Source organism: Pseudomonas sp. PB3P13, from assembly GCF_054897735.1.
This window is the reverse complement of record NZ_CM142702.1, coordinates 2363716-2377138: the sequence shown is the minus strand read 5'-3', so window position 1 is coordinate 2377138 and position 13423 is coordinate 2363716. Positions and strand designations below refer to the sequence as shown.

The window sequence follows — 13423 nt, the reverse complement described above, 5'->3', positions numbered from 1 at the left end:
TACGCGCTGAAAGATCTTAGTAATATTCGGCCATGAATCTCGTGACCGATTCCCTGCCGAATGATCTTCATGCCTTGAAGGCCCTGGTCTCTGCTCAGCGAGCAGAGATTGAACGCCTGAAAATGATGATCGCCAAGCTACGGCGTACGCAGTTCGGTCGTCGCTCCGAGCAGTTGGACGCGATGATCGATCAGCTCCAGTTGAGCCTTGAAGAGCTGGAGGTCAGCCAAGCCGAAGTGATACCGGTCGCTGAGCCAGCACCTCGTACAACTTCCCGCCGCAAGCCATTGCCGGACTATCTCCCACGCGAAATTCATATTCATCAGCCTGAGTCGCAATGTTCCGGCTGTGGTGGGGCGCTTCGCCAGCTGGGCGAGGATGTGTCTGAGGTGCTGGAGTACGTTCCGGCACGCTTTAAAGTGATTCGCCATGTTCGCCCCAAGCTGGTTTGCCGTTGCTGCGAACACATAGCGCAAGTACCTGCACCGAGTCGTCCGATAGCTCGCGGCCTTGCAGGCCCGGGGTTACTGGCCCATGTATTGGTCTCCAAATTTGTCGATCATCTTCCGCTGTATCGGCAGTCCGAGATCTATGCCCGTGAAGGTGTGGATCTGGAACGCTCAACCCTGGCCGACTGGGTTGGGCAGAGCAGCCAGCTGCTCAGGCCGCTGATCAACGCGCTTGAGCGCCATGTGATGAGCGGCCATAAAGTCCACGCCGACGACACGCCGATTGGCGTGCTTGCACCGGGCACCGGCAAAACAAAAACGGCACGCCTGTGGACGTACGTGCGCGATGACCGACCCGCCGGCTACACGACGCCGGCGGCGGTCTGGTTTGCTTACTCGCCGGATCGCAAGGGGCAACATCCCCGTGCTCATCTCAAAAACTTCAGCGGGATCTTGCAGGCCGATGGCTACGCCGGTTTTGCTCAGTTGTATAGCTCGGGTAGTGTTCAAGAAGCTGCCTGCTGGGCTCACGCCCGGCGTAAGTTTTACGACGTTTATAAAGACCAGTCCTCACCACTTGCCGCCGAAGTGCTGCAACGTATCGCGGCCTTATATGCCATCGAAAGCGAGATTCGAGGCCAACCACCCGACCTGCGAAAAGCCGCTCGGCAAAGCCGGGCAAGCCCGCTGCTGGAACAGCTGCACGCGTGGCTTAACCAGACGCTGACGCAACTGTCGAGAAAATCGGCATTAGGCGGTGCGATTTTCTATGCCCTCAACCGGTGGCAGGCCTTGGTGTGCTACTGCGATGACGGACGGATCGAAATCGACAACAACGCTGCCGAACGCGCGCTGCGCGCCGTCGCTTTGGGTCGCAAAAATTATCTGTTCGTGGGTTCCGATGCCGGTGGAGAGCGAGCCGCTGCAATTTACAGCCTGGTAGGCTCGGCCAAACTGAACGACCTGAACCCGCAAGCCTATTTGACCCATGTGCTGGAGCGAATCGCCGACCATCCCGTCAATCGGGTGGACGAACTACTACCCTGGAACGTTTCTCTTAACCCTTTCGAACGCTGCGAGGCTGCTTGATCAATGCCAAAAACATCTCATCTCTCCGTGGTTGAAACCGACCGTGTGCTGATACTGCACATGGAATTTAAATGGATAAAACCTTCGATCTGGCGCCGGGTGGCAGTGCCTGAAAGCATCACCTTGAGCAAGTTGCATCGCGTGATCCAGGTCGTTTTCGGCTGGAGCGATACGCACCTGCACGAGTTTGAAATTGATGGTGAAAGTTATGGCGTGCCGGACCCGGAATGGGGCCCGCCAGTGATTTCGGAGCAGCGCAAAAAGCTGATCAGCGTGTTGTACGGGAAGAAGACGTTTCGCTATGTCTATGACTTCGGCGACAACTGGGAACTGCGAATTAAAGTCGAGAAAACGTTGCCCGCGATTATTTTCCCGCAAGTGCCGTGTTGCATCGAAGGAGCCAATGCTCGCCCGCCGGAGGACATCGGTGGCGCCCCAGGGTACGAGATTTTCTGGCGGCGTTGGCGGATCCGAATCACCCTGAGCACGAGGCAATGTCGGAGTGGTATGGGGATGATGGGTTCGATCCGACGGCGTTTGATTGCGAGTGGGTCAATCAATGGTTGAAGCAGGCGAAGGTCTGATCAGCTAGAGGGGGTTGGGCGTACGCTTACGCTGCTAACGCAATGGCGGCCATGGAAACGCTGGACACAAATGCTCAAGGAATCACGGACGCCATCATGCGACTTCGCCAGTCGTAGGCCTCAGACGACTCTCTCCTTCCCCGTAGCCGACCGCACCGAGAATGCACCCGTGTAGCGGCGGGGGCATGGATTCTGTGGGACACGCCCTTGGTCAGCTTGGGGCAGGAATACTGATAGGCGTCTTGGCTGGGCCCTTAACCTTAAGTCGCTCAACATCGTCACACATAAGTTCAAAGGCGATTTTGTAAGCCGTCTTGGCCTCGGAAGCAATTAGCCGTCCTGCTGCACCGTCTGCCTCGAATCGATTGACCATCTCTGTTTGAGTCCAAACGTTGGTCACAACCGTACCGGCACCATCCCCTTTCAGGTCTGCTCGGAACCTTTCGTATCCGGTGTATGCACCGAATCCGTTCTTGGCATTGAGCATTCCGCACATGTGCTGCTGTTGCCAGTCCAGTGTCAGGTCTTTGAATTGCACTGCGTCGGGGTCTTTGTACCTTGCAGCGATGCTCTTCTTTGCAGCATTAGCCACCGTTAGTAAGCGTTGCTCTTCTGAGTCTTGGCATCCCGCGAGTGACAGCAGACAGGCAGTGACAGCGAAAACCGTCTTCATAGTCGCGTTCCGATGCGAATTAGTGGCGGCATCCTACCGCTTGTTGTGGCCGCTTGCCATCACACCACTTCGAAGACTTGGAGCTACAGATCAGAACAGGAAGAAGCGCTGCCGAGGGAATCAGTCGCTATAGCCAAGCATGTGGTGATTGTTTGCTGATACCGTTCGAGCAACGGAGTTTGGTACGACCTCTTAACCACATTGAGACGAGCCTTTAATGCCTCGCCGTCTGGATGACCGCACGCCAGAAGTCTTCCTACCCGCCCCATCGCACGGTGATACATCGGTTCAAGGACAGCCCAGCCCGGCATCGACTCGCTCACCACTTCCAACTCCCTGACCGCTGAACGTATACGCTTTCGTTCCAACTTGGTTAGGCTCGGAGTGCTATTGAAGACGCTCAACCCTGTTACCGTGACCGGCTGGAAAGTAGCGTCATCAGTCTTGATGCCCTGCCCACGAACACGCATGTGGAGCTTTGTACGCTTCTGATGACAGCCTTTGGCAGCCAACATCCCGGTGATGGTCGAAACTATGCCGGAAAGCTCGTTCGTCGACGGCTCGCGGCTACAGGAGATAGTGATATCGTCAGCGAATCGAGAGTACTGGAAGCCTCGGTCCAAGAGGTCCTTCACGATCTTTGGTTCAACATCCCAGAAAACCAGGTTGGCGATGTAGCCACTCGTACTAGCCCCCTGAGGCGCACTCCCGTCGCGGGTACAAATTGACGACAGCAGGGCCGCTACACTCGCTCCAAACCCGAACAGCCCGCGAAATAAGGCGTTAACTTGGCTTTTCAATATGGACGGGTAGAAGTTACGGATATCTTGGAGGATGACGAACCTTGCTCCCGCATGCACAGTCGCATTGCTATGAATGCTCCGTGGGGACTTAAGGTCCCTTATGCCTCCGTGAAGATACGCGGGGAAGATCGCTTTGGACAACACCCGGTCAACTAGCTTTCGCTGAACCCGCTTGAGAGGCTCGTGAGCATCGTAAGTATCCCGCTTCTTACCTTTCTTCTCTTGAGGTACATGGCGGTACATTCGGTCAGCACGGATCGCAAGGCGCTCTAGCAGACGTTCGCTCTCGCCCAGCGCCAAGGCTAATGCTTGGATACTGTGAATAGGCTTGAAAGGGTACGTAGGAGCGTCCATTTTCCGATCCCTAAAATGAAGAAAGGCCGATTCTTAGATCGGCCCTTCAGAATTCGAATGATGTGATTTGTTGCGTCATGAGAGAACAACCTCAAGGAGTTTGCCTACAGCCTCGCAGGCTCCATCCCAGTACTCCTGCTTACGTTCCCAGATCTCCAAAAGCGCTTGGCGAATCAGAAGTCCCTCCACCGCATGGCGGATTCGTTTCAACCGACTGCTGCTTCCTTTATTGCTATGAGAACGTTCACTATCAACTGTAACGCGGGTGTCTTGGATATTGTGCTTTTTCAGAATAGTCCGAGAACGGACTGCTTTCGTCTTACGCATGGTTGTAGCTCCTTCGCCGGCGAAATTGCCGCCGCCAAAGCATTCCGGGCCGAATGGAACTTCCAAGACACCACTACAAACCACAGTTCTGCTTATTGATATTGATTTATCAATATCGATAAGCCGTCGCCGCCACAAACTTCGTCACCTTAGAATTCATCCATCAACACATGCCAATTGCGCAAACCGAACAGCGTTACGTTAACGAGGAACACTTCGCCACCGCATAGAGCAAACGCTAACACGGGACACCTCGATGACGCGCGGCCCGAGCACAGGACACACACATAGGACGACCTTGGGGACTGAGTCGTTGCGGAGAGGTAGCTTTGAAGAACACCAAAGCCGGTCAGTTTCCCGACCACCAACTGCAAGCCCAGAGAATATTCACCATGTTTAAAGAGCACCTGGACGGTACGCCCAGCGATTTCCTTATACCCCTTGCCAAGTCGCTTGGCAATAAAATATGTCGATGTGCCACCAAGGTCTGATTAGAGCAGCCGTGAAGCTAGGTCTTATCTTTAGTGTGATCACCATATGCGTAGCCCATCTGTGCCGTCTCCCGTTCACTCTCTCGACGATACACATCACTCAGCGCCCACTTCAGCCGTTCGTGTTCGATTTTTAGGGCGGCAAGCTCCTTCGATCCGCCCCTGTACATGACGATCAACCCGGCAATGGTCTTATGGGCCCTGCGTAGAACCTGACGTGTTGTATCCAGCTCAGCTTCCAGTACCGAGCAGTAGTGCTTCAGCATCTCTACGCGGGTGGGCATCCTCAATTCAAATCCGCTGTCGTCCATCAAATCGTCTTCCATCACGCACACACCAAATACTGTATGTGCAAACAGTATAGCTAGTGTTCGGGAGACTCAATAGTTGTGTTCCTGGGAGGTGCGCTTCTGGCTGGCTTTCATACGAATGCGGCGGTTACCATCAGAAACATTGGGCGAGGGCAGGTGAAAGAATGCGAGCTACAGACACTAATGGAAAGACCAAATGGAACACAGTGATTAAGGTGTTTTGGTGGATAGTAGCCACGATGGCCGCCGTCCCGATAACGCAGTGGGTAGAGACACGACTGAATGTATCGTTCTTCAGCCCAGCCATTGATGGGCTGTGGAGCTGGTTCACGGCGCTCGGAGCATGGCTCACACGTGACGTCTCGTTACCGTTCTGGTGTGTACTGCTGCTGCTAGTGATTATGACCTTACTGGCGATCCCACTCCTGATTTTCATCTACGCCCGATACGAGCCGGACGCAGAGGAAGTCAAATCACACCCCTTGAGCAATGAGCAAATGCAGGTGTTCCTGTGCGTGGGGAGTTCGGTGAATCGAGGGGAGAACCTTACGTTCAGTGGCTTGCTTGAGTACACCCGCCTACCAAGAATCACCACTCACCACGCACTCGACGTTCTAGGGGGGTATCAACTGATTACTGGTGCAACGGACACCATGGGCTACGAGTACATTGATCTGACGCACCGTGGTCGTGAGTTTTACTTAGACCAAATGCGAGAAGCCTCACCTGCTGGCCGGTAGTTTCACACCGTCAACGCCCGTCGATTGCCCGTTCACATTGCCCAGTGTGAACGAACCCTATATTTTGTGAACGTTCTGCTTGAATCCCAGAAAGCAAAAAAGGCCCACCTTTCGGTGAGCCTTTCTAGACCGCCCAGCAGAGCGGATTTTGTTTGGTAGGCGCGATTGGACTCGAACCAACGACCCCCACCATGTCAAGGTGGTGCTCTAACCAACTGAGCTACGTGCCTGCTGTGAGGCGGCATTCTACGTAAATTCGAAGGGGTGTCAACACCTTTTTTTGAGCTAACCCTATGAATATGCAAAATATTAATTTCGCCGCTGCGACGGAGATTTTCCGGTAGCTGGCGGTTGATTTTTATCTCGGGTAGGATCGGCGGACTCGTAAAATATATTAAACAGAGGCTGCCGGATGGCGAATATTTCCTACCCAGAATCCTATTACGCGGCATCGGCTAACGCTGTTCCGTCGCGTCCGGCGCTGCAAAGTGATATCGAGACTGACGTTTGTGTCATCGGCGCCGGTTACACCGGTTTGTCCTCTGCCCTGTTTCTGCTGGAGAACGGTTTCAAGGTGACCGTGCTGGAAGCCGCAAAAGTAGGCTTCGGGGCTTCGGGCCGCAACGGTGGTCAAATCGTTAACAGTTACAGCCGCGACATTGATGTCATCGAGCGCACGGTCGGCCCCCGGCAGGCTCAGCTGCTCGGTGAAATGGCGTTCGAGGGCGGCCGCATCATTCGCGAGCGAGTCGCCAAATATAATATCCAGTGCGACCTTAAAGACGGCGGAGTGTTTGCTGCGATCACCGCCAAACAGATGGGCCATCTGGAATCGCAGAAGCGTCTGTGGGAGCGTTTCGGTCACACGCAGCTGGAGCTGATGGATCAACGGCGCATCCGTGAAGTGGTGAGTTGCGATCAATATGTCGGCGGCCTGCTCGACATGAGCGGTGGCCACATTCATCCGTTGAACCTTGCGCTAGGCGAAGCCGCTGCAGTGGAGTCCTTGGGCGGCACTATCTACGAGCAGTCTGCGGCGGTGCGCATCGAGCGCGGCGCCAATCCGGTGGTGCATACGCCGCAGGGCAAGGTCCGGGCGAAGTTCGTTATTGTCGCGGGCAACGCATACCTTGGCAATCTGGTGCCGGAACTGGCCGCGAAGTCGATGCCTTGCGGTACCCAGGTGATCACGACCGAGCCGTTGGGCGAGGCCTTGGCAAACAGCCTGTTGCCGCAGGACTACTGCGTTGAAGACTGCAATTACCTGCTCGACTATTACCGACTGACCGGCGACAAGCGCCTCGTTTTCGGCGGCGGCGTTGTATACGGCGCGCGGGATCCGGCAAATATTGAAGCGATCATCCGCCCGAAAATGCTCAAGGCCTTCCCGCAGCTCAAGAACGTCAAAATTGACTACGCCTGGACGGGCAATTTCCTGCTGACCTTGTCGCGTCTTCCGCAGGTCGGACGTCTGGGCGATAACATCTATTATTCCCAGGGCTGCAGCGGGCATGGCGTGACGTACACGCACCTGGCCGGCAAGGTGCTGGCCGAGGCATTGCGCGGGCAGGCGGAGCGTTTTGATGCGTTTGCCGACCTGCCTCATTATCCGTTTCCGGGCGGGCAGATGTTGCGGACACCGTTTGCGGCGTTGGGCGCCTGGTATTACGGGTTGCGGGACAGGTTGGGGTTTTGAGGACCGGATAGAAACAGGGCCGCTTGATGCGGCCCTTTTCATTGGCAATAGAGCGGCCCTGTAGGCGCGAAGCTTGCTCGTGAATGCGGTATTTCAATCAACCAGGATGCTGAATGACACGACGTCATCGCGGGCAAGCCACGCTCCCACAAGTACTGCAAAGCGCCAGATCTCTGTGTGGCTTTCATAGCCCTCAATAGGGTTTTAGACTCGATCTCGCGGGATACCGCTGCGGATCCTAAGGATATCTGCCAGCACCGCCAGCGCGATTTCCGGCGGTGTCTTGCTGCCCAGGTTCAACCCGATCGGCGCATGAATTCGCGCCAGCTGCGCCTCACCCAAACCACCAATTCGCCGCAGTCGCTCGAAGCGCTTGCGTGACGTCTGCATTGAACCCATCACTCCGATATAAAACGCCTCGGTGCGCACTGCCTCCATCATCGCCAGGTCATCAATGCGCGGATCGTGAGTCAATGCGACCACCGCCGTGTCGCTGTGGCAGCCACCGTCGGCGATGAACACTGAGGGCAACTGCCGGCGAATCTCGACATGCTCCAACACCACGCCGTCGAGCACCTCGTCACGCGGATCACACAGAATCACCTCGAAACCCAAGCCAACCGCAAACTCCGCACACGCCTGCGCGACGCTGGAATACCCGGCCAGCAGCAGCCGTTGCGCGGCGCCAATGCGCACCCGGACCCGGTCAATCTCTCGCTCGATACGCGCGCCCTGCTCGCGATTCGTGAACAGGCTGCGCGCACCGTTGGCCAGATCAATTTCGCGAATCAATCGACGCTGGCCGAGCAACGCCGACTCCAACTCGCGCAAGTGCGCCTGCACGTCACAGTCAGCGTCCAGTTTCTCCACCAGCACATCAAGTACGCCGCCACAGGGCAGCGTCACGCGAGAGCGTGGATCATCGCCTTCGCCATAACGAACAACGCTGACCTCCTCGATAAACGCCCCCTCAGCAACACGCTCGAGAAAATCTTCCTCGACGCAACCGCCGGACAACGAGCCGATCCATTGCCCGTCAGCGTTGACCGCCAGCAACGAGCCCGGCGCACGCGGCGCCGAGCCATACGTCGCGAGCACCGTGCACAGCCAGACGCGCTGACCGGCCGTTGACCACTGCAGCGCACGGCGTATGACTTGCAGATCCAGATGCTGCATGTCAGTGCGCCTTGTGCTCGGCGGGCGGCGCATCTGCCTGCAGCTTCTGCACGTCACCCACCGCCAGTTCTGCCGATTGACCGCCCCAGCCCTGGCGCAGGTAATTCAACAGATCGGTCAGTTGCTCGTCACTTAGCTTGTCGGCAAACCCCGGCATGGGCTGCATGCGTTCGAAACCGACGAATTGCTGCTCGCCGATGCCGTCCTCGATCACGCGCAGCAGGTTTCGCGGGTCTTCCAGGCGCAACGTGGTGTTGCCGCGCATCGCCACGGCTATGTGCGGTTTACCTTCACCCTCTGGCGCATGGCAACCGGCGCAAACGTTCAGGTAATCCTGACGACCGCGCCTGGCGCTGGCCGCCAATTGATCCAGCGGCACGTCGGCAACCACTTTGGCCGCGGGCGGTTGATCGCCGAGCAGGAAAGTCGCCATCGCCGCCAGGTCGGGGTCCGTCAGGCGCTGAGTGCTGTTGTGAAACACCGGGAACATCTCGTTAAACATCGTCCCCTGCGCGCTCATGCCGTGCTTGAGGAATGAGCTGAGGTCCTGATGATTCCAGCCGCGAGCGGCCAGATCATCGGCGAGCAGACTCGGCGCCAGATAACCATTGAGGACACCACCGGTCATGCGTTTGTCCAGCTGCATCGCACCCGGCAAGCCGCGCGGCGTGTGGCATTCGCCGCAGTGACCGAGTACATCGACCAGGTATTGGCCGCGCTTGAAGGCCTCACTTTTGCCCTCGGTTGGGGCCAGCTTCATGTCTTTGCCGTAAAGCATGTTCCAACCCGTCAGGCCCGGCCGCACGTTGAACGGGAAAGTCAGGCGGGTGACCGGCGCCGGCCGCTCGATGGGCTCGAAGGTTCTCAGGTACGCGTGAATCGCATCCGAATCCGCCCGAGGCATCAGGTGGTACGAGGTGTATGGCATCGCCGGGTACAGGTTCGCGCCGTCGCGACGCTTGCCTTGGGTAAGCGCGGCGAAGAACTCGTCATCGCTGTAGAGGCCAATACCGTGCTTCTTGCTCGGCGTGATATTGGTGCCGTAAATGGTACCGAACGGCGAAACGATCGGCAGACCGCCCGCGTACGGCGCGCCGCCCGGTGCAGTGTGACAGGCCACGCAATCGGCAGCGCGCGCGAGGTATTCACCGCGCGCGACCTGATCCTGCGCCTGCGCCAACAACGCCGGCACAGCCAGACCGACCGCCAATGCCAGGCGGGACAGTAAGTGCTTCATGCTCAACCCTCCTTGACCAGGCCGAGATCAGTCAACACGTTGCGCGTCGCGCTGTAATAGCGAACGTAGCCAGTGCAGCGGCAGATGTGATGGCCGAGGCTGTCCTCGATGACTTTTTCCAGCTGACTTTTAACGATCGGCTGACGCTGCAGCTTTTCCACCAGCACCGTTGCGGCATTCACGAAACCCGGTGCGCAGTAGCTGCACTGGAACGCAAACTCATCGACGAAACGCTGCTGGATCGGGTTCAGCCCGGTGACCTGACCTTGCTCATCACGGGTTGCGTGGCCTTCGATGGTGCGGACTTTTTTGCCTTCGAAGTAATGCGCACCGGTGATGCAGGTGCGCACTTCTTCGCTGGTGCCATCCGGGTTGTCGACGATGACCACGCAGGCATGGCAGATGCCCTGGCCACAACCGAGGCGCGAGCCCGTCAGGTTTTTGTATTCGTGCAGATAGTCGATCATCGGCAGGTCATCAGGGATGTCCACCGGGCCGACGGATTGACCGTTGAGGGTCAGTTGAAGCGGACGGTTAGCCATTGAGGGCCTCCTTGATGCGGGCAGAAGTGATAGGCAGGTCGCGAACACGTTTGCCGATGGCGTGAGCCACGGCATTGCCGATCGCACCGACCACCGGAATCATCACCACTTCGGCAATGCCTTTGGAGGGGTCGCTCGGTGACAGTGGCGGCAGGATTTCCGCTGTCTGTTTCCACACTGCAACGTGCCGCGCCATCGGCAAACGGTAGCGGTTGAAATTCCAGTCACCCTCCCCCGGCCCGCCTTCGTACAGCGACATCTCCTCCATCAGCGCATGACCAATTCCCATGGCGATGCCGCCTTCAAGCTGACCTCTGACCAATTCTTCGACCAGCACCCGCCCGCACTCGACCCACGAGTGATGGTTGAGCACTTCTACCTCGGCTGAGCCTTTGTTCACTTTCACTTCCACCAGCGTCGCGACCGGGCTGTAGTAAGTTACGGCCGCGTTGTTGAGCTGAGTGTCCGGGTAATGCGTGTTCTGGCGGTCGAGCAGATGGAAACCGGCGCTGTTCATCTGCGCTTTTTTCACGCTCGGGGCACCGTCGCCGTACTTCACCGCCAGCCCATCGAGTGGCAAGCGTTCACGCACGCCATCGATGCTGAACTCGGACTCGGCCCAGCTCCAGCGGTTGAAACCGTGGACGCTGGCGCCAGTGACCAGGCCTTTTTCGTGGGCGTACTTTGCCAGCTCTGCAAACGTCAGCGGCTGCATGCCGTTGGCGGTGAGCTTGCCGTCGACCCAATGCGCGTCTTCGCGGCGCACCACGTAAGGATTGGCCTGGCCACCATAAGGACCTTGGCGCCAGATCTGCAGTGCCGCCGGCCACAGACCGTGGTTGAACAGCACGCGGGCCGCTTCACGGGTGGCGTGGCTGAAGTAATAAGCGGAGTTGGTCGCCGATGAAGCCGACGCTATTTTGCCGACCCAGCGCGGATTACGCAGCCAGTTGTCCTGCTCGGCCTGGCTCATGGTGTACGGGTTGCCGCCGGTGATGAGTTGCAACTCGTGCCATTCAGTTTCGCCGGTCTTTACTTCGTGCGCCGGGTTACCGAGGAAGTCGGCGACGACCAGTGCTTGCGAGGTGGACATGCCGGTGCCGATCTCAATGCCGATGTGGCGCAAGTGAATGCGCCCGTCCGCGTTGAATTCGACGCTGGCCATTGGCGCTTCGGAACCGGTGCCGAAGTCTTTCTGACAGATCGCAAAACCCACGCCGTACCAGTTATCCGGGTCCTTGGCCTCGCGCTGCTTTTTCATCGCCGCACGGTTTTTCCAGACTTCGTGGACGGCAGCCTTGTCGAGAATTTCATGCAGGCGCAAGGCGCCGGCCGGGACCGCCCCCTGGGTATTTTTCATGCCCGAGCGCAGGGCGTTTTTGCGGCGCAGATCAATCGCGTCGATGCCGAGGCGATCGGCAATTTCATCGACCATCATTTCCGTCGATGCCATGCTTTGCAGCGTGCCATAACCGCGCATCGATCCGGCTTCAACAGCACGGGAATGATAGGCGGTGACCTGCAGGTCGTTCTGCGGCATGTAGTAGATCGATTGCGCTGCCGTCGCACCAACAGCCGCCACCGACGGGCTGTAATTGATGCGTCCGCCGCCGTCGACGCTCATCTCGGCGCGGAAAATCTTGAAGCTGTGATCCGTCTTGTCGACCGCCAGTTGATAGCGGATATCGAACGGGTGACGCTTGATCCCGCTCTGGAATTGCTCGTAGCGATCGTTAGCCAGACGCACCGGCACACCGGCGCCATACAACGCAGCCAGCGCAGCGTAGTAGACGAAAATGTTGTGGTCTTTGGAGCCGTAACCGACGGTATAACCCGGGTGCATGTTGAGATTGGCCAGGCCGAAACGCGACGGCGCGATCATCTTCGCGGTGTCGGTGGCGGTTTCCAGTGGGCACTGGGTGGCGACCACGAAATGCAGGGTCTTGGTGGCGGGGTCGTACCAGCCGTTGCCGTTGTCCGGCTCCAGTGCGGCAGGTTCGATCGACGGCGTTTTATAGCGCTCGTCAAACACCAGCCAGTTGTCCGGCGGCGTATCAATCTGCTGTTTCATCCGGTCGGCATAATACAGCCCGCGCTCGGTCAGGTTGCCGTGCAGGTTCGGCTGGGAATCCCAGACCGGGCGCCGGTTGCGCAGCATCGGAAAAAGGATCGAATCCTTGAGGCTGGCGAATTCATCCTCGTCCGCCGAGGTCGCACCGCCGACCCGCACGTAGCGGAAGCTGCCGTAAGGATCGCCTTCGTAGAACGGCACCTGAGCGCCGTAGCGGATGGCCTTGTCGTTGAATTTGAGTTTGGCCTTGGCCTGCCGAAAACGCTCGAAGTCGTTCCAGATCAGGATCGCCACCGGGTGACCGATGAACATCGGCACCTTGCCTTCCGGCAGCAGCGGATCGGGCGCGTGCTCCTCCGGAAAAACGATGCCGTCCTTCTCCAGATCGGCGGCGGTAACGATGCGGTCCGGCTGCAAATCGGCGCCGAGCCATGTCAGGTCGTAACCCGCGTAGATGCGATCAGCCTTGGTGATTTTCAGCAGCATGGCGTGCCCCTGCTGCTGCGGCCATCCAGGCATGTCCTTGGCGCGAATATCGCGGGCAAACACTTTGCTGCCGCAGACTTTCGACAAGGCATCATTACGCGCGCGGGCCTTGCCGTTATTGCCGAGCCATTGCTCGGACGGCACGGTCACGCTGTTTTCCATCAGGGCCGCCAGCGCCTGACTGCTGAGCGGCGTGAGCGTCACACTCACGCCCGCTACCAGCCCGCCCTGAAGGAACGAGCGCCGGGAGATATCACGGTTGGACATGGATCATCCTCTGGGCGGTTATAGGTCCGCCCTTGTGGTTATGTTCTGGGAATCTCGAGTCGTGCAGAGGCCCTTATTGACGAAGCAAAGGGCTGATATGACAGTGCAAAGCTGACCGAAAGGTTAA

The 13423-nt window shown here is 57.9% G+C and carries 11 protein-coding genes, 1 tRNA gene and 1 pseudogene; 4 read left to right on the top strand and 9 right to left on the bottom strand.

Going from position 1 to position 13423, the window contains the following annotated elements; all coding sequences use genetic code 11:
- The first annotated feature begins 32 nt into the window (after nt 1–32).
- Both tnpC and ACYZT1_RS10935 read left to right on the top strand, forming a co-directional pair.
- Nucleotides 33–1538, top strand: coding sequence for an IS66 family transposase (gene tnpC / locus ACYZT1_RS10940; RefSeq protein ID WP_462018458.1), 1506 nt, complete (start codon nt 33–35; stop codon nt 1536–1538).
- A 3-nt stretch (nt 1539–1541) separates the two neighbouring features.
- Nucleotides 1542–2122 (top strand): annotated as a pseudogene (locus ACYZT1_RS10935) (plasmid pRiA4b ORF-3 family protein).
- A 211-nt stretch (nt 2123–2333) separates the two neighbouring features.
- On the opposite strand, the gene ACYZT1_RS10930 reads toward ACYZT1_RS10935, so the two are convergent.
- From ACYZT1_RS10930 to ACYZT1_RS10915, 4 genes are all read right to left on the bottom strand, one after another.
- Nucleotides 2334–2795, bottom strand: a complete 462-nt coding sequence (locus ACYZT1_RS10930; protein WP_462018935.1) for a hypothetical protein — start codon at nt 2793–2795, stop codon at nt 2334–2336.
- Between the two features lie 83 nt (nt 2796–2878).
- Entirely contained in the window at nt 2879–3952 is a 1074-nt protein-coding gene (locus ACYZT1_RS10925) for a reverse transcriptase family protein (protein WP_462018934.1), read from the bottom strand.
- A gap of 75 nt (nt 3953–4027) precedes the next feature.
- Nucleotides 4028–4279 (bottom strand): hypothetical protein, encoded by a 252-nt coding sequence (locus ACYZT1_RS10920; RefSeq protein WP_462018933.1) that lies wholly within the window; start codon nt 4277–4279, stop codon nt 4028–4030.
- Between the two features lie 508 nt (nt 4280–4787).
- Entirely contained in the window at nt 4788–5096 is a 309-nt protein-coding gene (locus ACYZT1_RS10915; protein WP_462018932.1) for a hypothetical protein, read from the bottom strand.
- Between the two features lie 149 nt (nt 5097–5245).
- On the opposite strand from ACYZT1_RS10915, the gene ACYZT1_RS10910 reads away from it, so the two are divergent.
- Nucleotides 5246–5821 carry a hypothetical protein gene (locus tag ACYZT1_RS10910; RefSeq protein ID WP_462018931.1) on the top strand — a complete coding sequence of 192 codons (576 nt, stop codon included), beginning with the start codon at nt 5246–5248 and terminating at the stop codon, nt 5819–5821.
- Nucleotides 5822–5974: 153 nt separating this feature from the next.
- Here ACYZT1_RS10910 and ACYZT1_RS10905 read toward each other — a convergent pair.
- A tRNA-Val gene (locus tag ACYZT1_RS10905) sits at nt 5975–6051 on the bottom strand.
- 182 nt (nt 6052–6233) lie between these two features.
- Here ACYZT1_RS10905 and ACYZT1_RS10900 point away from each other — a divergent pair.
- A complete protein-coding gene (locus ACYZT1_RS10900; protein ID WP_462018930.1) occupies nt 6234–7517 on the top strand; it encodes an NAD(P)/FAD-dependent oxidoreductase in 1284 nt (427 codons plus the stop codon).
- 204 nt (nt 7518–7721) lie between these two features.
- Here the strand turns inward: ACYZT1_RS10900 and ACYZT1_RS10895 are convergent, their stop codons facing one another.
- Genes ACYZT1_RS10895 through ACYZT1_RS10880 form a run of 4 tightly spaced genes read right to left on the bottom strand, consistent with a single transcriptional unit; the run spans nt 7722 to nt 13296 of the window.
- Nucleotides 7722–8693, bottom strand: a complete 972-nt coding sequence (locus ACYZT1_RS10895; protein ID WP_462018929.1) for an XdhC family protein — start codon at nt 8691–8693, stop codon at nt 7722–7724.
- 1 nt (nt 8694) lies between these two features.
- Complete coding sequence (locus tag ACYZT1_RS10890) at nt 8695–9930, bottom strand: c-type cytochrome (protein ID WP_462018928.1); 1236 nt, start codon at nt 9928–9930, stop codon at nt 8695–8697.
- Between the two features lie 2 nt (nt 9931–9932).
- Nucleotides 9933–10472: a (2Fe-2S)-binding protein gene (locus ACYZT1_RS10885; protein ID WP_028624063.1), complete on the bottom strand. Its 540-nt coding sequence runs from the start codon at nt 10470–10472 to the stop codon at nt 9933–9935.
- Nucleotides 10465–13296, bottom strand: coding sequence for a xanthine dehydrogenase family protein molybdopterin-binding subunit (locus ACYZT1_RS10880; protein WP_462018927.1), 2832 nt, complete (start codon nt 13294–13296; stop codon nt 10465–10467). The genes ACYZT1_RS10885 and ACYZT1_RS10880 overlap by 8 nt, the downstream gene beginning before the upstream one ends.
- Between the last annotated feature and the right edge of the window lie 127 nt (nt 13297–13423).

Coding starts and splice junctions, on each gene's coding strand:
- tnpC (WP_462018458.1), top strand. CDS start 33: ATGAATCTCGTGACCGATTCCCTGCCGAATGATCTTCATGCCTTGAAG.
- ACYZT1_RS10930 (WP_462018935.1), bottom strand. CDS start 2,795: ATGAAGACGGTTTTCGCTGTCACTGCCTGTCTGCTGTCACTCGCGGGA.
- ACYZT1_RS10925 (WP_462018934.1), bottom strand. CDS start 3,952: ATGGACGCTCCTACGTACCCTTTCAAGCCTATTCACAGTATCCAAGCA.
- ACYZT1_RS10920 (WP_462018933.1), bottom strand. CDS start 4,279: ATGCGTAAGACGAAAGCAGTCCGTTCTCGGACTATTCTGAAAAAGCAC.
- ACYZT1_RS10915 (WP_462018932.1), bottom strand. CDS start 5,096: ATGGAAGACGATTTGATGGACGACAGCGGATTTGAATTGAGGATGCCC.
- ACYZT1_RS10910 (WP_462018931.1), top strand. CDS start 5,246: ATGCGAGCTACAGACACTAATGGAAAGACCAAATGGAACACAGTGATT.
- ACYZT1_RS10900 (WP_462018930.1), top strand. CDS start 6,234: ATGGCGAATATTTCCTACCCAGAATCCTATTACGCGGCATCGGCTAAC.
- ACYZT1_RS10895 (WP_462018929.1), bottom strand. CDS start 8,693: ATGCAGCATCTGGATCTGCAAGTCATACGCCGTGCGCTGCAGTGGTCA.
- ACYZT1_RS10890 (WP_462018928.1), bottom strand. CDS start 9,930: ATGAAGCACTTACTGTCCCGCCTGGCATTGGCGGTCGGTCTGGCTGTG.
- ACYZT1_RS10885 (WP_028624063.1), bottom strand. CDS start 10,472: ATGGCTAACCGTCCGCTTCAACTGACCCTCAACGGTCAATCCGTCGGC.
- ACYZT1_RS10880 (WP_462018927.1), bottom strand. CDS start 13,296: ATGTCCAACCGTGATATCTCCCGGCGCTCGTTCCTTCAGGGCGGGCTG.